The sequence below is a fragment of the Flavobacterium branchiicola genome (assembly GCF_018383905.1).
GTDB classification, from domain to species: domain Bacteria; phylum Bacteroidota; class Bacteroidia; order Flavobacteriales; family Flavobacteriaceae; genus Flavobacterium; species Flavobacterium branchiicola.
Genome location: NZ_JAGYWA010000001.1, coordinates 479,981 through 502,349 on the forward strand (window position 1 = coordinate 479,981; position 22,369 = coordinate 502,349).

Below are 22,369 nucleotides of genomic sequence, written 5' to 3' on the forward strand. Positions count from 1 at the left end.
AATGTTATTTCTTTTTTGTAGCAACATTTTCATACGAACGTATTAATGCGTCTTCAAACATTTCTGGTCTTACTCTGGAAAGTTCAACGATTGTCCAGCCTTGTAATCCCCATTTATTGGGAATTGGATAAAAAATCTTTTCACTTGAAGCGCAAAAAACAGACTGATCAATTTCGTTTAGTTTTAGAACAGCATGATTATTTTTTTCATCAAAAGTGGCAAAAATCTTTTTGTTGATACGAAAGGATGTTTTCTCAAAATGCGGCTCTTCTGTTGCATTTGGAAATGATAAAGCCAATTTTCTAAATGTTTCAATTGAGACCATAATTGCAAGTTTTTAATTATTATTCTCTTACCAGCCTTGATTTAAACCATTTTTCAAGACCTCATCATATTTTTCTTTATCAAAAGAATATAAGTTTGGTGCTTTGTGCGCCACATTACTTTTCTTTTCGTCGAGTTTAGTCAGAATTCCAATGTTGGTTATTTTTCTAAGAAAATTTCTACGGTCCAATTTTTTATCCAAAATCGTTTCATATAATTTCTGCAATTCAGGAATTGTAAATTTCTCCGGAAGTAAATTATATCCAACAGGCATTAAATTCAGTTCCGTTCTCAAAGTATCAAGTGCTTTATCCAGAATTTCGCGATGGTCTAAAATAAGATCCGGCACTTCTTTGTGATCAATCCATTCTACAATATCATACTGATTTACAGCATTTGGAATTATTTTTAGAAAATCGACCAATGCATAATATCCAATGGTAACAAATCGCTGGGTAAACCATTTACCTTTTTCCTGATCTATGTTTAAGTGCTCTAAAACTGCAGCCCCAAAATGATTATCATTTCGTTTAATTTTTCCGAAGGTTGCAAATTGTCTTAAAAAAACTCCTTCAACTCCGGTTCTTTGGTTTAAAATAGTTACCGCTGCGGTATCAATATCCTGATCAATTGGAACAAATCCGCCTGGTAAGGACCATTTTTCGCTCTGATTTACCTTAATTAATAAAACTTTTAATTGATTATCATGAAAACCAAAAATCACACAATCGATGGAAAGTCCAGGTTGGTAATTGTGGCTATTTTCTATAATATCTTTCAACATGTATTCTTTATTAAGGTAACAATTCTTACTGTTTCAATAAGGCAATTTACTTCATTTTTACAAAACTACCGCATTTTGAGAGAAGCAGGTTAATAGTTGTGTTAAATAAACCATCAAAACACTATTTAGAGTATATTTTTTTAACTAAAATTTAAAATCAAATCTAAAAAAAATAATTACATTGCGTCACAATAACACAATAAAAATCTGTGTTTATTGAATTTTAAAAAGAAAGAAAAATACTGCAATTTGTTTTATATTTGCATGTCTTCTTTTATAGGAAATCAGAACATCAATGCGAGAGATATGAATGCCAATCCACTAAAAAATATAAACAGCAGAATTAGAAATAAAATCTGGACTTCGTTCGGGTTTGTTTCAAAAACGTATCTTCTGGAAGCTTCATTAAAATATAGTGAAGAACAGGAAAAGATTTTTAATCAAATGATTACAGAAACAGAGGCAAAAGATAAAAAAGCAAAACGCGAAGCTTTTGATAAAGCCTTATTTGCTTCCTATAAAGGAATTGGTGTTATGGATTTTATAAACACTGTTCTGAAATAATTCTTTTTTTTAAGTCATAATCTACATGTAACCTCACTTTTAGTGGGGTTTTTTATTGTTTAGTCAATTTATAGAATAAGTAAACAAAATATACCATTAATATTATATATTTTTGTTCTAAGTAAGATTATACACCAATAAAAATTGTAACGTTATACGCATGGAAAACACTGTAGAACTAGAAAGTTATAAAATTCAAAAACCAGCAAGCTGGGCTTCGGCTATTGATGACACTCAACTTATTGAAAATATAAAAGAAACTGAATTCTCTAATAAGCAAGTTGAAGAAGGACGGGATTTCTGCTATCTTTTAGATAAAATTTATTATACCAGTGATACTGAAAATAGTGAATATGCCTGCGTTGCTTATACACTTAATGAACCAGCAAATCTGGAAAGTGCTTCTGCAAAAGATGTTGTTGTAGAAGAAAATGAAACTTATATTATACACCGAATCAGCGTTCTGAGAGAGGGCGTTTTAATTGACAAGATTCCTGACACTAAAATAAAAGTACTGGATAGCGAAAATCAAAGCGAAGGCGGAGTTTTGAGCAGCAATAAAAAAGTAAACATTACAATCAAAGATTTACGTCTTTATGATGTTTTGATCCTGGAAGATTCCAGAGTTAAAATATTTTCTGAACGTGATTTTATGCGTAAGGAATTTTTAAAATATGTTTATGTAAGTCCAAGTACTTACTGGGCTTACGGAAATTATAAATTCACTTTTATAAATGACCGTAAAGAAGCGATTGCTTGCAAAACGACCTTTTTTAGAGATGAAGAAGGAAATGTGCTGGAACCGGAAATTAAACGTTTACAAAAAGGAGAACGTTTTATAATTGAGAAAGAAAACTACATTAATTTTTTTGATACCAACAGAGAAATTGCTTCTTATATTGATTTTGCTACTGAAAGCAACTGGAAAGACTTGTCTAATTATATTTATCCTTTATATAATGAGATTTACAATAAATCTTCTTTAAAGGAATTTGCTCCAAATCTTGTTGAAAAATTAGATGCAATTACCGACAAAGATGAACAATTGCAGTTTGCAATAGATTATGTGCAGAATCACGTTTATTACACGTACAATGCTGATGAAATGAATGGTCATAAGCCGCAGGAACCAGCAGTTACTTATGAAAATAAACAAGGTGATTGCAAAGCAAAATCGGTTTTATTGAAAGTTGTTTTAGATTATATCAACGTCGATTCAAATGTTGTTCTGGTTAATTTTAGCACAGATCATTACATTAAGTATTACTTGCCTTCATTGTTAAGTTTTAATCATGTTGTTGTAAAAATCAACTATAAAGGAGAGACTTATTTTGTTGATGCTACTTCAAGAGATGAGTTCGGTTTAATCGAAAACCGAGGGTATATTTATTTTATGCATTATCTGGAGGTAAAACCAAATCAGGAATTACAGATTAAGCAGCCTCAGAAATTCTCTTATTATGGAATTAATGAAAAGGTAGATTTTAGCGCTCAAAATAATGTTGGACAACTGAAACTGGTATCGACTTACAAGGGAAATCGTGCCAATTATATGCATAAATATTTTAAGAATACAAACAAAAGAGAAATCGTTGACAGCTGGAATAATTTCTTGTTCTATACTTTAAATTATTCCAATGACAGAAATGGAACAGACATTAGAACTATTTTTAAAGATGCCGTTATTGAAATTGTTAGTGATGATAAAAAGCTGAACGAGTTTACCATTCAGTACAGTTCTACTATTGAAGAGCCTTATTATACAGATCCGGAGAAAAATCGTTTTTTAATGTATTTTGATCGTAATGTAGTTAAAAATGGTGCAAGAGATTTTCTTCATAACGATATTACTTTCTGGCATAATTTTGATAATGAAAAATATGAAATTAACTTAACGACAGATCAGAAAATAGACGCCCAGGAAAAATATACTATTCAGGAAAGTACGATCAATAATCCGTATTTTGATTATACTAGCCGTAAAAAAGTGACTAAAAACGGAGCTTCAATATATGTTGATTATAAACCTTTGGTGAATTTAGAAATTCCTGGTGCAGATTTTGAAGAATTCAGAAATGATCACCACACTATTGCAGATAGTAATTATGGAGTGGGAATTGATATTATGGAACAGGGATTATTAAACCGACTGAAATATACTTTCAAGAAAAGTCTTAAATAATTGAGATAAAAAAACGGGGCTTTTATGCCCCGTTTCTTTTTATTAGTTCACTAATTCAAAATCAGATTTCAATTTAATATCTGCTGATGAAGCTCCAATCATCACTTCAAAATCTCCTGCTTCGGTTGTCCATTCTAATTTATTATTGTAGAAAGACAACTTTTCTTTATCAATCGTAAACTCTATTGTTTTAGATTCTCCTGCATTTAATTTTACTTTCTGGAAATCTTTCAATTCCAAAACTGGTCGTATAACAGATCCAAATTTATCTTTCAGATACAATTGCACTACTTCTTCTCCCGCGACTTTTCCAACATTTGATAATTGAAAAGAAACTTTAATTGTTTCATTATTTTTTATTTTAGTCGAAGATAATTTCAAACCTGAATAATCAAACTTTGTATAACTCAATCCGTATCCAAAAGGAAATTTAGGAGAATTTTTCAAATCGATATATGCCGAAACATAATTTGTATCATTCTCATTTTTAGCTGGTCTTCCTGTACTAAAATGATTGTAGTAAATTGGCACCTGCCCTACTTCTCTAGGGAAAGTCATTGGCAATTTTCCTGACGGATTATAATCTCCAAATAAAACATTTGCGATTGCGTTTCCAGCTTCTGTTCCTAACCACCAGGTATAAACAATTGCCGGAACATTATCTGCTGTCCAGTTAAAAACTAATGGTCTTCCTGCATTTATTAAAACTACAACTGGTTTTCCTGTTGCCTGAATCGCTTTTACTAAATCTTCCTGAACACCCGGTAAATGTAAATCGCTTCTGCTTTTTGCTTCACCACTCATATCGCGTCTTTCGCCAATACTTAAAATCACAACATCGGCTTGTTTTGCGGTTGCTACAGCTTCGGCAAAACCATCTTTATTATCACCATCAACTTCGCAGCCTTTTGCGTAAAGCAATTTGGTGTTTTTGCCCACTTTATTTTGTAAACCATCCCATTGCGAAACGATCCATTTATTATAATCTACCTCTGGAAGTTCTACAGACCAAAAGCCCATATTTTCTTTATACTCTTTTACCATTGGTCCGATAAATGCAATTGTTTTTACATTTTTTGAAAGAGGCAACGTCTGATTTTCATTCTTTAATAAAACAATACTTTTCTCTGCAACTTCCAAAGCTGCTTTTCTGTTTTCAGGATTGTTTAGAGCTTTCTCCGCTCTTTTTGCATCTGAATATTTATAAGGATCATCAAATAAACCTAATTCGAATTTCTTGCGTAAAATACGTCTTACGGCATCATCAACTAAATCAACAGAAACCCTGCCTTCTTTTACTAATTCTGCTAAATGATGGGAATACGCAGTGCTTTCCATATCCATATCGCTTCCTGCAGTTATTGCAGAATAAGCTGCTTCTTTAAGATCTTTTGAGTAACCGTGCGCTACCATTTCTCCTATAGAACCCCAATCAGAAACTACAAAGCCCTGAAAGTTCCATTTTCCTTTTAAGATATCACGTTGTAAATGTGCATTTCCTGTTGCCGGAATTCCGTTTATATCATTAAATGAATTCATAAAAGTTGCCGCACCGGCATCTAAAGCTGCTTTAAAAGGTGGCAAATACGTTTCAAGTAACATTCTTTCGCTTATATCAACAGAATTATAATCTCTTCCTCCCACTGCTGCACCGTAAGCTGCAAAGTGTTTTACGCAGGCCATAACGGAGTTTAAATCTCCTAATTTATTTCCCTGAAAACCTTTTACTCTCGCATACGCAATTTTAGAACCTAAATAAGTGTCTTCTCCTGCACCTTCCATAACTCTTCCCCATCTTGGATCACGGCCAATATCTACCATTGGTGCAAATGTCCAGTGAATTCCGCTTGCTGCGGCTTCTGTTGCGGCTACTCTTGCAGCCAATTCTATTGCTGCTAAATCCCAGCTTGCAGCTTCTGCCAACGGAATTGGAAATGTTGTTTTATAACCATGAATAACATCCTGACCAAATAACATTGGAATTTTAAGACGGGATTGCATCGCTAATTTTTGATAATTTCTTGTAGATTCAGCTCCCGTAACATTCAGCATTGATCCGACTAAACCGTTCTTGATTTCGGTTTGCTTGTTTGGATTTACCGTAATCGGACCTGTTATCGAATTGTCATTACTATATTGATTAAGCTGACCAATTTTTTCTTCAATAGTCATTTTTTTCAATAAACTATTTACTTTCTGGTCGATACTTTCTTGCTGTGCTGCCGCAAAAAGCGACACCATCAATAGGGTAAATGTGGTTATTTTTTTCATTCTGATTTAATTAATTTCTATTAAGACAGGTAAATGATCCGAAGGATATCGCAAATCTTTTGAATCACTTAAAACTGCATGTTTCTGAATTTTTAATCTGCTATTTTTAGAGATAAAAATATAGTCTATCAATAATGTTACTGGTTCATTATGTTTAAATTCATTAAAGGTTCCAGATGGCCCAAAAGGTTTTTCGATTGAAACATCTTTGGTATCATTCATCACTTCTTTAATGGCTTTAATTTGTTTTGTATCTGGTTCTGAATTAAAATCTCCCATTAAAAAAACCGGATAATTTTGTGTATTCAATTCTTTAATTTTCGACAAAACCAACTCCACACCTTTTACTCTGGCCACTTCTCCCATGTGATCGAGATGCAGGTTAAAAACCCAAAATGTTTTTTTAGATTTTAAATCTTTAAAAAGAGCATACGTACAAACTCTGTTACAAGCTGCATCCCAACCCCTTGACACCTCATTTGGTGTTTCTGACAACCAAAATGTATTAGATTGTTTTACCTGAAAACGATCTTTTTTATAATAAATCGTGCAGGCTTCTCCAGTTCCTTTTTCTTCTCTGCCAATTCCGAATCTATTGTAATCAGGAAAAGCCGACGCAATATCAAGCACTTGATTTGGTGTTGCTTCCTGAACTCCAAAAATATCCGGACTATAAAATTGTATTTGAGAAGTAAAATAATCTTTCCGTTTTGGCCAGGCATTCTCTCCGTCTGATGCTACATCGAGACGAATATTATAGGTCATTAGTTTTAAATTCTGACCATAAAATGACAGGCTTGCAAAAAGTAGAAATACTACTAAAACAATTTTATTTGGCTTTTTCATGTTTAAAAAAATTTAATCCGTAAAACTAATGTTTCCTTAGTCTTAAAGAGAAAAACTTATTTAAAAATTATGTTAATTAACTTTCTTCGTGTTCCTTATTTTCTTCTTTTTCTCTTAACTTATTTTTTCGATGTTCTTTTTTTATCTTCCGAAAAATCTAAATAATTCAAATTGAATCCTCCTTTTTCAAAAACAGCTTTAATTTTATTTGTTCCTGCATTTAATGCTACATTAGATAAAATAACTGTTTTCCATTTGTCGTTTCCACCAGTAGCCAGAAGTAGAACTGCTTCTGATTTCTTGCCATTTTCTGTTTCCAGATAAATTTTTCCTTCTGCTTTTTCACTCGAGTAACGAATCGCAACTTTGTATTTATTTTGCTTTGAAACATTAGCAGTAAATTGCAGCCATTCTCCATTTTCAATAAAAGAAACCTGATATTTATTTGAACCGGAATCTTTGCATGGTAAAATATCTACACCATCATTACGCATAGTATTTCCTTTATTCCAGTCTTCAAACTTTCCGGTTTCAACTCTGTAATTTACAAAATCGGTATCCTTATAAGCGTAACCATTTGTTCCTAAGTCATATTCTGTTGCAGCAATTTTTCCTGGAATTGAATGTTTTTTATACGGTTTTGTATCATTGGTTTGTACTTGTCTGAACATTGCATCAATTACATCTGGTTTTACTGTTACATTTTCCATTTTGTAATTGTCAGCCATTTTCATCAGTGTTTTTTTCGCCAGTTCCTGACTTGGTTTTTGTCCTCCGTCTTTCCAGTATTTCAATAAAATATCATACTCCGGAACTTTGGTTACCGATGTTACTCCTGCAATATTCTCGATCTTTTTCATTGGCCAGAACGCCCATCCAATATTATTGCTTTCTACTAAAGTCAATACATCTTTAAACCAGACATTTGAGTTTTCGCCACTTTCTCCCAACCAAATCGGCACATTGTATTGTGTTCTGTAATCCATCATTTTCTGAATAGATTCTTTGGTGTTGTAATTCCAGTATTTATGAAAACTCAAAACCATATTTTCATCCCATAAAGGGAAAATTCCGTTGTAATTATTACCCCAGCAATTTCCCTCGATAACCACAATATGATTTGGGTCTACTTCTCTAATTGCTTTTGTAACAGCAACCATTAAATCTCTTAAAGGTCCGTTTGAGTTTTCATCGCAGCCATTTTTATTGGTTCCGGTAAAATTCCAGTTGGGTTCATTGATAATATCATAAGCACCAATCCACGGATTATCTCTGTATCGGGAGGCCAGTTTTTTCCATAAAGCAATCATTTTTTTCTGATTGGCGTCGCTTTCCCACAACGATGGTTTTGTAGTATCGTAATCTGAAATTGCGGCATCATTTCCTTGTCCGCCCGGCGCAGCATGCAAATCCAGAATCAGGTACATTTTGTTTTCGGCACACCATTTCAGTAAATTATCGGTCATTGTAAAACCTTCTTCAATCCAGGTGATTTCGCCATTTTTTTCTTCCTGAATTGGCGGCGTATATAAATTGTAATGCATTGGAAGACGAATTGAATTAAATCCCCAGGCGGCTAACGAATCAATATCGCGTTTTGTAATTCCGTTTGCTTTGTAAGCGGCGTAAAATTCTTTTGTTCCATGTTCGCCAATAACGTCCTGAATTTTTTGTTTAATCTGATATTGTGAACTTGCAAAAGGCTGGGTTTGCAACATATATCCTTCCTGCACCATCCATCCGCCAAGACCTAAACCTCTCAAAACAATATTATTTCCGTTGCCGTCAACAATCTTCTGTCCGTCTCTATGCAAGAATCCCTGCCCGAAAGCGGTAATAGATAACAAGAGTTGTACTGTGATAATGATTTTTTTCATGCTGTTTTTTTAAACTTAATCAACTTTCTAAAACTAAAACACCCACAAGGTTTCTAGAACCTTGCAGGAGTTTTTAAGATTTTATTTTAAAAGAAAATCCTTTTTCTGATTTCCAATTTGAACTGTAAATGTTCCTTTTTCAGAAATCCATTTTAAATCTTCGTTTACAAATTGAAGGTCTTTTTGATTTAAGGTGAATTTTACTGTTTTAGTTTCGCCCGGAGCTAAACTAATTTTGTCAAATCTTTTTAAAGCTTTTACTTCTGGTGTAATACTTGCCACATTGTCTGACAAATACAACAAAACTGCTTCTTTTCCTGCTTTGGATCCTGAATTTGTAACATCAATAGTCACATTTACTTCGTCTGAAGTTGTAATTTCAGATTTGTCAATTTTTAAGTTTGAATAGGCAAATGTTGTATACGATAATCCTGTTCCGAATTCAAATTGAGGAGAATAACTTTTCTCGTATTTGGCGTCGTTGTTTTGCTCTCCTTCAGAAATACTTTCAGTATATTTTCTGTTGTATTTTTCTAATGAGTTCGGATATTTTGGATAATTGTAAGGCAGTCTTCCACTTGGGTTTACATCTCCGTACAAAATATCTACTAAAGCTCTTCCACCTTCATTTCCCGGAAGGTAACATTGAACAACTGCCGACATTTTATCTTCAAAATCGCTAATTAATCTTGGTCTTCCTTCGTTTAGAACTAAAACTATTGGTTTACCTAATTTTGATAATGCCAGTGCTAATTTTATTTGTGATGAACTCATATAAAGATCACTTATATCACCCGGAGTTTCTGTGTAGTTTTTCTCTCCTAAACACAAAACAATTTTAGTCGCTGTTTTAGCCAATTCTACTGCTTTCTGAATTTCGGCATCGTCTTCTTTTTCAAGATCGGCACCTGGTGTATACAGTACATTTTCTTTTCCTAACTTGTTCTGAAATGCTTCCAGAATAGTTGATTTATCTGCTGCATAAGTGTCTGAGTTTTCACCTTGCCAAGTGTATGACCAGCCTCCGTTAAGGTATTTCATACTGTTTGCAGTTGCACCGGTAACCAGTATTTTTTCGTTTTTGTTTAATGGCAAAGCAGATGCATTATTTTTCAATAAAGTAATTGATTCTGCAGCTGTATTATAAGCTTCCTGAATATGTTCTGCCGATCCGAATTTTGGATAATCTTTTAGGTTGGCAACTGAATTTTGAAACAAATTCAACTCATATTTCATTCTTAGAATTCTGGTAACGGCATCGTCAATTCTTGACATTGGCACTTCTCCTTTTTTTACCAGATCAACTAAATCGGTATAAAAAGAGAATTCTTCCGGCACCATACTCATGTCTATTCCAGCCATAATTGCAATACGTACGGCATCACGTTTAGATTCTGCAACTTTATGTCTTGTGTACAGGTAAATAATATCTTTCCAGTCTGTAACGACTACACCTTGAAAATCAAGTTCTTTTTTAAGAATATCGGTAATTAAATGTTTGCTGGCGTGCACCGGAGTTCCGTTAATTTCACCTGAACTCACCATTACACTTTTTGCTCCGGCTTTTATTGCCGCCTGATAAATGGTTAAATCGTACTGTCTTAAAAGTCTTTCCGGGATAATACTTGGTGTTCTGTCTTTTCCGCTATATGTGCTTCCGTAACCGATATAATGTTTCATACAAGAAGCCACGCTATATTTGGAACCTACGCTAGTTCCTTCAAATCCATCAACTAAAGCAACTGCCATTTTTGAAGATAAGTAGGCATCTTCTCCAAATGACTCCCACATTCTTGACCATGCCGGGTTTCTTGGAAAATCTAGATCTGGAGAGAAAACCCACGGAATTGAGGATGCTCTGGTTTCATAAGCTGAAATTTCGGCTCCACGTTTCACTAAATCTGTATTGTATGTTGCTGCTAAACCAATTTGTTGCGGAAACAATGTCGCTCCAGCTGTATAACTTGCTCCGTGAATAGCATCAATTCCGTATAAAACCGGAATTTTAAGTCTTGTTTTATTTGCTTCGTTTGAAATTGCTGTTAGTGTTTCCTGCCATCTTTGAATGGTTGGAGCACCTGGATTTGGTACATTCAAAATAGATCCGATATGATAATCCTGAATTCCTTGTTTTAATTTTGCAGGATCAAAATATCCCGGTTTTGCAGGATCTTCAAATATCGTTACGGTTATTTGAGTCATTTGTCCGACTTTTTCTTCCAGAGTCATTTTCGACAATAATTCGGCAACTTTGGCATCAATAGTTCCTTTATTGTTTTTTATTTCCTGACTCCATGCTGCTCCACAAACTAAGAGAGCGAGCACTAGTAACTTGGTTCTTTTCATTTTAAACTTTTAAATTAAAATTTCATAATTAAAAACTCTAGTATTCCAGAGTTTGCATGGCATGCGCCGGTATAGTAATAGTTGTTTTGGTCGTATTATTTATGAGGGTATAAATCACCTCTTTGTCCGATGAATTCATTACAACGGTAATGATTTTTCCATCTGTATTTTTAAATGAAGTACTCAACAAGATTTTATCACTGCTGTTGGCTTCAATTCGTTTGGCATTTGGTCGGATAAATTTTGATAAATGACCTATGTAGTAATACATCGGTGTATAAATCAATTCGTCTTTTGAAGTATCGGCATGAAGGGGTGCAAAGCAAAAATTACCCACATGGTTTGGTCCTCCGTTTTGATCCAGAAGAATATTCCAGTCTGTCCAGGCAACAGTTCCGTTATTAAAATCATTAATCATATTAAGTCCGTATCGTTCTGCATTTCCCCAAAACTGAAATTTTGTAGCATCAAATCTTTCGATACATCCTTCGGTAAATATTAAATTTTTGTTCGGAAATGCCTTGTGAACTTCTGCTACCGATTCGAATTTCGGAGTTCCGCCATTCCAGGTTTCGTACCAGTGAAACCCAATTCCCCAAGCATATTTTGAAACTTCAGGATCTGAGAAAACCAGATTGGCTCTTTTTTCCAGCATGTCTCCACGATTGTGATCCCAAATAATAATGTTTTTAGATCCCAGATTTTCTTTTGCTAAAGTTGGACCAAGAAAGTTTTTAAGAAAATCTCTTTCGGCTTCAGGAGTATAAATGCACGATTCCCAACTTTGACTTGCCATTGGCTCGTTTTGAATGGTTAATCCCCAAATTGGGATTCCTTCTTTTTCATATGCTTTAATAAATTTTGCATAGTAGTTTGCCCACGACTGAGCAAATTCTGGCAATAAAACGCCGCCGTGCAAAATATCATTATTGTCTTTCATAAAAGCTGGGGGACTCCACGGACTTACAAATAAGGTTAATTTCCCGCCGGCTGCTTCTATTGCTTTTTTGATGAGTGGAATTCTGTATTTTCTATCGTGATCGATACTGAAGGTTTTTAACTCTTTGTCTCCTTCGGCAATGTAGGTGTAACTTTGACTGCTGAAATCACAGCTATGAATGTTGGTTCTGGCTAATGTATAGCCAATTCCTTTGTTTTTATTGTAATAAGCGTTTAGAAATTCTTGTTGTTTTGCCGGGGATAATTTAGCAAAAACTTCGGCACTTGCATCGGTGATGGCGCCTCCAATTCCAAGAAAGGTCTGGTATGTTTTTTTCGGATCTACAGTTATAGAAATGGTTGAATTTGTTTGTGTTGCTGTTGCGATTAAATCATTTGATAATGATAATCTCTGGTTGGTTTTTTCGGCAGTAGTATAAACTTTTATTTTTTGGTTTGGTTTGGATGCTGAATCAGCCACAACCTTTGACGAAGAACAACTTAATTGCAGAATTAATATGGGTATTATTAAAATTTTATAGGTTGATTTCATGTCTCTTTCAATACTATTAAAAAAATTAAGGGCTACCTAAATAGCCCTTAAGTACTAATAAAATAATTAATAAACTAAGGTCTGGATTGCGTGCGCCGGTATTTTTACGACTGTCTTTTCTGTTGCAATGATCAAATTATAGGTAATTTCATTATCGGTATGATTCATTACTACGGTTGTCATTTTTCCGTCTGTATTTAAAAATGAAGTACTTTCTAAGTAACTCCTGCTTACGGCAGTACTTACACGAACTGCATTTGGACGAATGAATTTTGAGAAATGACCAATATAATAATAAGATGGTGTATATATTAATTCACCGTTTGTAGTATCTGCATGGATTGGGGCAAAGCAAAAATTACCAACGTGATTTGGTCCTCCAAATTGGTCTAAAAGAATATTCCAATCTGTCCAGGCCACAGTTCCGTTATTAAAATCATGGATCATTGATGTTCCGTATCTTTCGGCATTTGCCCAAAATTGATATTTGGCAGCATCAAATTTTTCTACACATCCTTCTGTAAACATTAGTTTTTTATCTGGGTACGCTTCATGAACTCTGGCAACATTATCAAACATTGGTTGTGCACCAGTCCAGGTTTCGTACCAGTGAAAACCCATTCCCCAAACGTACTTTGATGCTTCAGGATCTGAGAAAATTACATTTGCTCTTTGTACCATTAAATCACGATTGTGATCCCAGGCAATGATTTTAATTCTTTCTAAACCTTCTTTTTTAAGCGTTGGGCCTAAGTAATTTTTCAGAAAATCTCTTTCTTCTTCGGCAGTATACAAACAAGATTCCCATGTTTGTGTTGCCATTGGCTCATTTTGTACCGAAGTTCCCCAAATTGGAATTCCTTCTTTTTCATAAGCCTTGATGAATTTTGCATAAAAATTGGCCCATGACTGAAAAAATTCAGGAAGTAATTTACCGCCTTTCAGTACGCTTTTATTGCTTTTCATGAAAGCATTTGGCGACCATGGCGTTGCATAAGTGGGTAATTTTCCTCCGGCTGTTTTGATTGCCTGTTTTATTAACGGAATGCGATATTGTCTGTCGTGTTCAATTGAAAATGTTTTTAAATCCTTATCGCCTTCTTCTATATACGAATAACTTGCACTACTAAAATCTGAACTCTGAATTGTAGTTCTTAATATTGAATAACCTATTCCTTTTTGAGTGTCATAATAAGCATTTAAAAATTCTGTTTGTTTTTCTTTTGAAAGTTTAGCAAAAATCTCGGCACTTGCGTCGGTAATAGCTCCTCCAATTCCCATAAAGGTCTGGAATCTTTTTAATGGCTCAACAAAAACGGATATTTCGGTTTCAACGGGTTGTTTTGATGCTGTAAATGATAAATTATCTGTAGGGGTTAACCTTAATTTTGTATTATCGGCAGTGGTATACACTGTGATTTTTTTGTTGTTTGTTGTAAATCCCTGTTGTTGTTTTTGACTTTTCTGCTGTGAAAATGCAGCTAAGGAAAAACATAGACAAGTAATAATAAAGCCATTTTTTTTCATTGTATATGTTTTAATAATTAAAACTTACTTGCACTATCTGATTTTAAAAATAGCCCATAATCAAAGAGAATATGGGCTATTCTGGCAACCAAACTTAACTTAAACTTAAACATACATTTAGTATCTTTTTAAGACTGAGATTTGCATCTCAGTCTTTTATATCAATACTCTATATTGTTTTTTGAAGATTATTAATATCCAGTATTCTGGATCATTTTTGTATTGTTGAATTCACTGTAAGGAATTGGGAAAGCTTCATTTTTATTTGCTTTAAATCCTTTGAAAGCAAGTTTAGCTGCAGCATCACCTGTTCTGATTAAGTCAAACCAACGGTGTCCTTCTCCTGCAAGTTCTAATCTTCTTTCTTCCTGAATTGCTGCAAGAGATACTGGTACAGGATCTAACCCAACTCTTTTTCTAACTGCGTCAAGAAGTGCCTGAGCTCTTGCTCCTGTTCCTCCTAAAGCTTCTGCTTCTAATAAATAAGTATCAGCTAAACGAATTACATAAGTATTGATACCAAAATTCAGGAAAGGATTTGATGCTTTAATATCAGCATTAACTGGTGCATATTTAATAAAATGGAATCCTGTTTCCTGATAACTGTCTGTGTAAGTTATAAGTCCGTTTGGATCTTTATTATCAACACCTCTAGCAGCAGCTGCATCAAAAATAGTGTAATCATAACGAGGATCTCCTTTTAGGGCAAGTTCCAATTCTTTTGTAACAACCATGAATCCCCATCCGTTGATGTAATCAGGTAAAAGTGCATCAACTCCTAAAGGTTTTCTAGAGTAATCTCTAATACCCATTAACTGAGCCGCTACGTTACCTTCGTCATCACCTCTTTCAAAATTACCCCAATCAGCATTTGATTTATCTGAATAACTGATTTCAAGAATTGATTCTGAGTTAAATTCATGTAAATGATCCCATAATTGAGAAAAATTATCCATCAATTTATATCCATAACTACTAGTTCCACCCGGAGTTGCACCATTTACTTTTGCAAATTCTGCAGCAGCTTCCGGTTTTTTGTTATCAGACAAATAGGCTTTTCCTAAAAGTGCTGTTGCAGCTCCTTTTGTCAATCTTCCTAATTCTGTAGGAACTAATGTCATTGGCAAATTTGGAATTGCTTCTGTTAAATCTTTTTCAATTTGTGCATAAACTTCTTCTGGTTTAGCCTGTACGATTGAAGCTATTTCGCTCTGAACTACAGGGGCTAATATTAACGGAACATTTTTAAACATTCTCACAAGGTCTAAATAGTAATAAGCACGTAATGCTTTAACTTCTGCTGTGAATCTTGCTTTTTTAGCTTCGTCCATTGTAACTCCAGGAAGTTTTGCGATCATAATATTACATCTCGCAACTCCTTTAAAATAATCTGCCCAAATATTTGGCGGAATGTTAGTTGGAGTTATAGAGTAGTTTGACGCTACCTGAAGTCCTGGCTGGTCACCTGCTCCTCCACCTCCTGCATAGAAATCATCTGATGCAGAGTTTAAGAATAATAACGGTGCATTTTCCATTGCTCCGGCATGTTTTCCTAATTTATCATAAGCAGCTACTAATCCAGAATAAGCTTCTGTTTCGTTTCTGTAAAAATTATTTTCAAGTACAACACCATCACCTTTTACTTCCAGCTTTTCATCGGTATCGCACGATCCAAGTGCCAATAACACTCCAAATGCGACAAATGATTGTTTAAAACTTATAAGTTTCATAATATTTTATTTTTTAATTAAAATTGCAAATTAACTCCTAACATGTACGATTTTGCCTGAGGATAAAAACCTCTGTCAACACCTTGTACATTGTTCATTCCAGCAGCAGTCTGTCCTCCAATTTCAGGATCAAAACCAGTATACTTAGTAATTGTAAATAAGTTTTCTCCAGTTAAATAAAGTCTCACTTTTGTCAATGAAATACTGTTTATCCATTCTTGTGGAAATGAATATCCAAGTTGAATTGTTTTGAATCTGAAGAAATCACCTTTCTCTAAGTTGAAATCTGATGGATTAGTAAAGTTTTTATTCTTGTCATCTGTAGTAACTCTAGGATAAGTATTTGTAGATCCTGGTCCTGTCCAACGTCCTAAAACGTCTGTTTGATAGTTTGCATTTGTAATATCAAGTCTTCTTAAACCTTGGTAAATCATGTTTCCACCTGCTCCTTGTCCAAAAACTAATAAGTCAAAACCTTTGTAATCCATGTTTAAAGTAAATCCATAAGTAAATTTAGGTAGTGATGTTCCTAAGAAATCTCTATCGTTACCATCGATTTGACCATCTCCGTTAAGATCCTGCCAACGGAAATCTCCTGGTTTAGCATCTGGCTGAATCACTTTTCCTGCCGCATTTTTGTAGGCAGCAACTTCTTCAATTGTTTGGAAAACCCCGTTTGTTTTAAATCCGTAGAATGAGTTATAAGCCTCACCTACCTGAGTTCTGTTGATTTCGTAAGAAGTAGACTGTACTGTTTCATCACCTGCTAAGAAATTAACTCCTTTATCAATATAAGTAACTTCGTTTTTGATGTAAGAGAAGTTTCCGTTTACAGAAAGGTTCAATGCACCAAATCTCTTTTTGTAACCTAATTCGATATCAACCCCTTTATTTTGCATATCAGCTAAGTTGGCATAAGTATCACCACTTGCTCCAACAAATCCAGGAATTGGCACTTTCATTAAGATACCGCTTGTTTTTTTGTTGAATAAGTCAATGCTAAAGTTGAAATCATGAAAAAGCATACTTTCAAAACCTATGTTAACTTGTTTTGTTTCTTCCCATTTCAAATCAGGATTAGCAATTCCGTTTGGACTTTGTCCTGGAACTGGAGTTCCTCCAATTGTATAGTTTCTTTTGTTACCAATTGTAGAAAGGTATAAGAAATCCGGAGATGAGTCATTTCCTGTTACACCATAACCTCCTCTAATTTTTAATGTGTTTACCACATCATTTTCTTTCCAGAATCCTTCTTTAGAAGGTACCCATCCAAGAGACATAGAAGGAAAAGTTCCGTATTTGTTATTAGGTCCAAATCTTGTAGAACCATCACGACGAATAATACCTGTAAAAATATATTTCTCTTTGTAATCGTAGTTTAATCTTGCAAATAAAGATTCAACTCTGTGCTCAACAGCTTGTGAATTGTAAGCATTAACAAATTTATCTGCTAAAGGAATATCAACGTTGAAAGAAGCCTCAGAGTGATTTGTTGCAGGAATACCTTGGTAAGTTGCATCATTTCCAGATGTAATGTTGTCTACATAAGTTCCTTTTCCTATTAAAGCACTGAAATTATGATCTCCAAACTTTTTAGTATAGTTTAAAGTATTCTCCCAGTTCCAGCTAAATGATTTTTTGTATGATCTGAACAATTCATTTTTATCTCTTTTTGTAGCTCCGTTTAAGAAGTAAACCGGAGTAAAGTTGTCAGAACCATAGTAAGCTAATTTTGCACCAGCTGTAGATCTAAATTTTAAACCTGGTAATAATTCTGCTTCAATAAAAATGTTACCCACAAAATTGTCAGCAAAATCATTATTTCCTAATCTGGTTTGAGTATACGCTAATGGATTTGTGTTTTCCTGAGTTACAACAGTAGAAATACCATAGTAGTTTCCATTTGCATCTTTTAATGTATTTGGATTAGCATAGATTGAACCAGCTCCAGTTTTAGAAGGATCCGTTTCGATAATAGGAGTCAATGGATCTAAGTTGATTGCAGATGCCAAAGGACCTCCAAACTCATCATTTACGTTACCAATACCAATAGTTTTCTCATTAGAATATCCTAAAGTCTGACCAATTTTGATGTATTTACCAATTTTATGATTAGAGTTCAAACGAATATTTTTTCTTGTATAATTAGAAATATCAGTTGTAATAATACCTTCCTGATCTGTAATACCAAAAGACATGTAGAAAGTAGATACATCATTACCACCGCTAAAACTTAATTCATGAGAATAACGTTCTGCATGATTATTAAAAATAGCATCTTGCCAGTTAGTTCCCTTACCATAGTTTATAGGATTTCCTGCACCATCTTTAGTTGGGAATTTTTCACCTGCATTACCACCATTTTTATATGCTTCGTTTAATATCGTAACATAGTCTGAAGCACCCAATAAATCTAATTTTTTTGCTGCTTGAGATGTACCTGCATATCCTGTATAGTTTACAGAAATTTTTCCTGCTTTACCTTTTTTAGTTGTTACTAAAACAACTCCGGCAGCAGCACGAGAACCATAAATAGCACCTGAAGCACCATCTTTTAATACCTCGATAGACTCGATATCAGATTGATTTAAGTATCCAATTCCTCCATTGTCTACTACAACACCATCAACAACCCATAAAGGATCATTATTATTTAAAGTAGTAAAACCACGAATACGAATTGTAGATGCAGATCCTGGCTGACCCGCATTTGCAGCGATTGAAACCCCAGAAACTCTACCTTGTAAAGCCTGCTCAACTCTCGTAATTGGCAAACTCTCCAAATCTTTTGCCTTTACACTTGAGATTGCGCCTGTTACAACACTTTTCTTTTGAGTACCATATCCTACTACTACAACTTCATTTAAGTTTTGAGATTCCGGACGTAATTTAACATCCAGCTTAGTTTTACCGTTGACTGCCACCGTTGTAGTTTCGTAGCCAACAAAAGTCACTGTCAAAGTTCCATTAGAAGGAACAGCAATTTGAAACTTCCCATCAAAGTCTGAAGCAGTAGCTTTATTAGTGCCTTTAACAGAAATTGTTGCTCCCGGGACGGGCAATCCACTTTCATCATTTATGGTTCCAGTTACAGTAGCATCCTGCGCCATTGCAACAACTGAAAACAGAAGAGACGAAATACAAAAAATAAGTAATTTTGTTAATTTCATTTTTCTAAAAATTTTGGTTAATTAATTAGTAATTTGATGCAATAATAAAGTTTAATTTAACTATCAACAATAAAAATTCCTTACAAAAACACATCAAACCATATTTTATTACGCTACAAAAACACATCAAAATATTTTCAATTAATTAAAAATCAATTATTTATAAAAAATATTTTATTGTTATAAAAATGTTAAGTAAAAAAATAAACACTACATTTATAAAATAATTACTATTTCGATGTATTTTCAAAATAACTCCACGAAATCAGATCATTGTAAATAATAAATCAAAAAACAAATCGCTTTTTAAAACATTTCTAATAAAAATACATTCTAATTTTTATGAAATTCATAAATACTACTTTAACAATAATAGCAGTTTTTTTCTTACAAAACAATATTATCGGGCAGGTGAAAGACATTGGATTACCTGCCATAAAGAACTATAAAAGGTCCGAATACAAGGGAGGCACTCAAAACTGGAGTATCGATCAGGATAAAAAAGGCAATATGTACTTTGCCAACAATAGTGGTTTAATACAATTTGATGGCTCAAGCTGGTACAAATACTCCCTTCCAACCAAAACAGAAATCAGAAGTTTAAAAATTGACTCCGCAGGAAAAATATTCGTTGGCGGAAATAATGAGTTTGGATATTTTAAGAGTAGTGAGAATGGAACCTTAAAATATTATTCACTTTCCAAATCCCTAAGCAAAAAAGACAAACAGAATATTAACCTAATCTGGAGAATACACATATATAAAGGAGAAGTTATTTTCCAGTCTTTCACAAAAGCATTTATCCTCAGAAATAATAAACTTACTTTAATAAATGCTCCCAAAAAATTTCAGTTTTCATTCCTTGTAAACAATCGTCTTTTCTTTCAGGATAAATCTTTAGGGATTTTAGAATATAAAAATGGCCGCTTAACTCCAATAAAAGGAACAACTGTATTTAATGATAAAGAGATTTGGTCTGTATTTCCGCTGCCAAATAATAAAATGCTTTTAGCCACTTTAGAAAAAGGTCTTTTTATTTCTGATGGCAAAACGGTAGCTCCATGGGAAACAGAAGCGAATACCTTTATAAAGAAAAACACCTCTTTGGGCGGTTCCTTAATAAAAGGAAGATTTATTGTATTGAACTCGGTTTTGGACGGGGTCATTATTTGCGATTTAAATGGAAAAATAATTCAGCATCTTAATCGCCAAAAAGGGCTTCAGAATAATACAATCCTAACTTCTTTTGTTGATAATAAAAACAACGTTTGGTTAGGTCTTGATAACGGTATTACTTTTATAAACGAAAACTCTCCTTTTTCTTATTTTGATTACAGTTATAATATAGGAACTGCTTATGCCTCGACAACTTATAAAAGCAACCTTTATGTCGCAACCAATCAGGGATTATTTTACCATTCCTGGACAGAATCATTTAAAGACAGTCCCTTTATAAGAGTTGAAGGAACGATTTCGCAAGCCTGGAACATTCAGGTTATAAACGATGTATTAATCTGCGCCAGTAATAGTGGCGCACTTGTAATTAATCAAAACAGAGTCTCTAAAATATTAGACAAAAAAGGTTATTTTGGATTTAAAAGCATTCCGAATTACGAAGGTTATATTATTGGTGAAAGTTATAATGGTTTTAGTGTTTTTAAAAAATCAGCAGACGGTTATGATTTTGCCAATCAGGTTCAGGGATTTGACGAAACGACAAATACATTTTCAATAGAATTAGACGAGAATTACCTGTGGTTAAAAAAAGACCAAAGTCTTTATCAAATGAAATTGTCTGAAGATTTAAAAAGATTTGATCAGATTCAGAAACACAAATCTATTACTCCTTTATATAAGGGAATTGGTAGCTTGCAAAACATAAACAATAAGGTTTATTTCCAGACCAACAATCATTTTTTTAGATTTTCAAAAGAACAGGAAACCTTTTTTGAGGACAAAAAAATAAGCAAATTATTTACTACTATTCCAACTATAAATACATTAATAGAAGACTCTGAAGGAAACTTATGGTATGCTTTTAATGAATCTCTTGGTGTTTTAATAAAAAACAAAAACGGTTCTTATACTAAAAAGCAAGCGCCATTTTCTAACCTTACCGGAAATCTGGTAAACAATTACATCTCGGTAAATACTATTGACCCTAAAAACATTTTTATCGGATTAACCGATGGTCTTACACATTATGACTCTAAGATTCCAAGTACTTTTATTACGAAACCTAAAGTTTTTATTGCCAGTTTCTCCTTTCCGGGCGACACAATTCTAACTGGAAATCTTGCTGAAAATCAAAAAGCATACACAATTCCATATAGTTCAAATCATGTCAAATTTACTTTTTCGTCTCCTACGTATGAAAATCAGGAAAATGTAATGTACTCTTATAAACTGGAACCTTTTGATGATAATTGGAGAAACTGGTCTACAATTTCTATAAAAGAGTACACCAACCTGAGAGAAGGTACTTATACAATGAATTTGAAATCCCGAAATAGTTATGGGATTGAATCTGATATTAATCGAATTCAATTTACAATTTCGCCGCCCTGGTACAGACACTTTATTGCTTATCTGTTTTATTTCATTTTGGTTATCACGGGAGTTTATGTGATATCAAACCGAATTAAATTAAAAATCAGAAAAAACAAATACTACGAAACCATCGAGCAACGCAGATTATATCTTGAAAAAGAATCTAAAATAAGACACGAGCAGCATGAACTGGAAAAAGAGATTGAAAAACTAAAAAGTGACAAACTTCAAATAAAAATTCTTTCAAAAGACAAAGAATTGGTAAATAACTCTTTGCAGGTTGTAAAGAAAAACAAAGTTCTAAACGGAATCATCACAAAACTTAAAGATATTGATACCAACATTCTTGATGACTCAACAAAATTTGAATTTAACAAATTACACAAAAGCATCGTAAAAGAAGTCAATACAGACAAAAGCTGGAAAGATCTTGAAAAGCACATTAAAAACGTCCATTTTGAATTCTTAAAACGTTTAAAAGAAAAGTATCCAACTATTTCGCCACGTGAGCTTGATTTATCGACTTATTTATTAATGAATATGTCTACGAAAGAGATTGCAGAAATCATGAATATTTCGACCGGAGGAGTTGAATTAGCCCGATACCGATTAAGAAAGAAGCTGGGGCTTAATAAAAAAGAAAACCTGATTGGTTTCTTAATGAGTATTTAAAAGAAAAAATGCCATTCGGTTTGTCGAATGGCAT

General features: G+C 33.7%; 13 protein-coding genes. 3 read left to right on the top strand and 10 right to left on the bottom strand.

The window, feature by feature from the left end:
* Nucleotides 1–4 precede the first annotated feature (4 nt).
* Together KHA98_RS02140 and KHA98_RS02145 are read right to left on the bottom strand one after the other, a co-directional pair.
* Nucleotides 5–325, bottom strand: coding sequence for an MmcQ/YjbR family DNA-binding protein (locus KHA98_RS02140; RefSeq protein ID WP_213254821.1), 321 nt, complete (start codon nucleotides 323–325; stop codon nucleotides 5–7).
* A 27-nt stretch (nucleotides 326–352) separates the two neighbouring features.
* Nucleotides 353–1,108, bottom strand: coding sequence for an NUDIX hydrolase (locus KHA98_RS02145; RefSeq protein WP_213254822.1), 756 nt, complete (start codon nucleotides 1,106–1,108; stop codon nucleotides 353–355).
* Nucleotides 1,109–1,372: 264 nt separating this feature from the next.
* Here KHA98_RS02145 and KHA98_RS02150 point away from each other — a divergent pair, with 264 nt between their 5' ends.
* Both KHA98_RS02150 and KHA98_RS02155 read left to right on the top strand, forming a co-directional pair.
* Nucleotides 1,373–1,672 carry a hypothetical protein gene (locus tag KHA98_RS02150; protein ID WP_246522109.1) on the top strand — a complete coding sequence of 100 codons (300 nt, stop codon included), beginning with the start codon at nucleotides 1,373–1,375 and terminating at the stop codon, nucleotides 1,670–1,672.
* Between the two features lie 160 nt (nucleotides 1,673–1,832).
* Nucleotides 1,833–3,854 carry a hypothetical protein gene (locus KHA98_RS02155; protein WP_213254823.1) on the top strand — a complete coding sequence of 674 codons (2,022 nt, stop codon included), beginning with the start codon at nucleotides 1,833–1,835 and terminating at the stop codon, nucleotides 3,852–3,854.
* A 42-nt stretch (nucleotides 3,855–3,896) separates the two neighbouring features.
* Here KHA98_RS02155 and KHA98_RS02160 read toward each other — a convergent pair whose 3' ends face one another.
* The 8 genes from KHA98_RS02160 to KHA98_RS02195 all read right to left on the bottom strand — a co-directional run bounded on the left by KHA98_RS02160 (nucleotide 3,897) and on the right by KHA98_RS02195 (nucleotide 19,113).
* Entirely contained in the window at nucleotides 3,897–6,125 is a 2,229-nt protein-coding gene (locus tag KHA98_RS02160) for a glycoside hydrolase family 3 N-terminal domain-containing protein (RefSeq protein WP_213254824.1), read from the bottom strand.
* A gap of 6 nt (nucleotides 6,126–6,131) precedes the next feature.
* Nucleotides 6,132–6,971, bottom strand: a complete 840-nt coding sequence (locus KHA98_RS02165; protein ID WP_213254826.1) for an endonuclease/exonuclease/phosphatase family protein — start codon at nucleotides 6,969–6,971, stop codon at nucleotides 6,132–6,134.
* A gap of 119 nt (nucleotides 6,972–7,090) precedes the next feature.
* A complete protein-coding gene (locus KHA98_RS02170; protein WP_213254827.1) occupies nucleotides 7,091–8,848 on the bottom strand; it encodes a cellulase family glycosylhydrolase in 1,758 nt (585 codons plus the stop codon).
* An 81-nt stretch (nucleotides 8,849–8,929) separates the two neighbouring features.
* Nucleotides 8,930–11,194 (bottom strand): glycoside hydrolase family 3 N-terminal domain-containing protein, encoded by a 2,265-nt coding sequence (locus KHA98_RS02175; RefSeq protein WP_213254829.1) that lies wholly within the window; start codon nucleotides 11,192–11,194, stop codon nucleotides 8,930–8,932.
* A 37-nt stretch (nucleotides 11,195–11,231) separates the two neighbouring features.
* The gene (locus KHA98_RS02180; RefSeq protein WP_213254831.1) at nucleotides 11,232–12,686 is read right to left on the bottom strand and encodes a glycoside hydrolase family 30 protein; all 1,455 of its coding nucleotides are present in this window, start codon (nucleotides 12,684–12,686) and stop codon (nucleotides 11,232–11,234) included.
* Between the two features lie 66 nt (nucleotides 12,687–12,752).
* Nucleotides 12,753–14,213 carry a glycoside hydrolase family 30 protein gene (locus KHA98_RS02185; protein WP_213254833.1) on the bottom strand — a complete coding sequence of 487 codons (1,461 nt, stop codon included), beginning with the start codon at nucleotides 14,211–14,213 and terminating at the stop codon, nucleotides 12,753–12,755.
* Nucleotides 14,214–14,404: 191 nt separating this feature from the next.
* Nucleotides 14,405–15,943 (bottom strand): RagB/SusD family nutrient uptake outer membrane protein, encoded by a 1,539-nt coding sequence (locus KHA98_RS02190; RefSeq protein WP_213254835.1) that lies wholly within the window; start codon nucleotides 15,941–15,943, stop codon nucleotides 14,405–14,407.
* A gap of 17 nt (nucleotides 15,944–15,960) precedes the next feature.
* A complete protein-coding gene (locus KHA98_RS02195; protein WP_213254837.1) occupies nucleotides 15,961–19,113 on the bottom strand; it encodes a SusC/RagA family TonB-linked outer membrane protein in 3,153 nt (1,050 codons plus the stop codon).
* Nucleotides 19,114–19,455: 342 nt separating this feature from the next.
* On the opposite strand from KHA98_RS02195, the gene KHA98_RS02200 reads away from it, so the two are divergent.
* Nucleotides 19,456–22,335, top strand: coding sequence for a helix-turn-helix and ligand-binding sensor domain-containing protein (locus KHA98_RS02200; RefSeq protein WP_213254839.1), 2,880 nt, complete (start codon nucleotides 19,456–19,458; stop codon nucleotides 22,333–22,335).
* Nucleotides 22,336–22,369 lie beyond the last annotated feature (34 nt).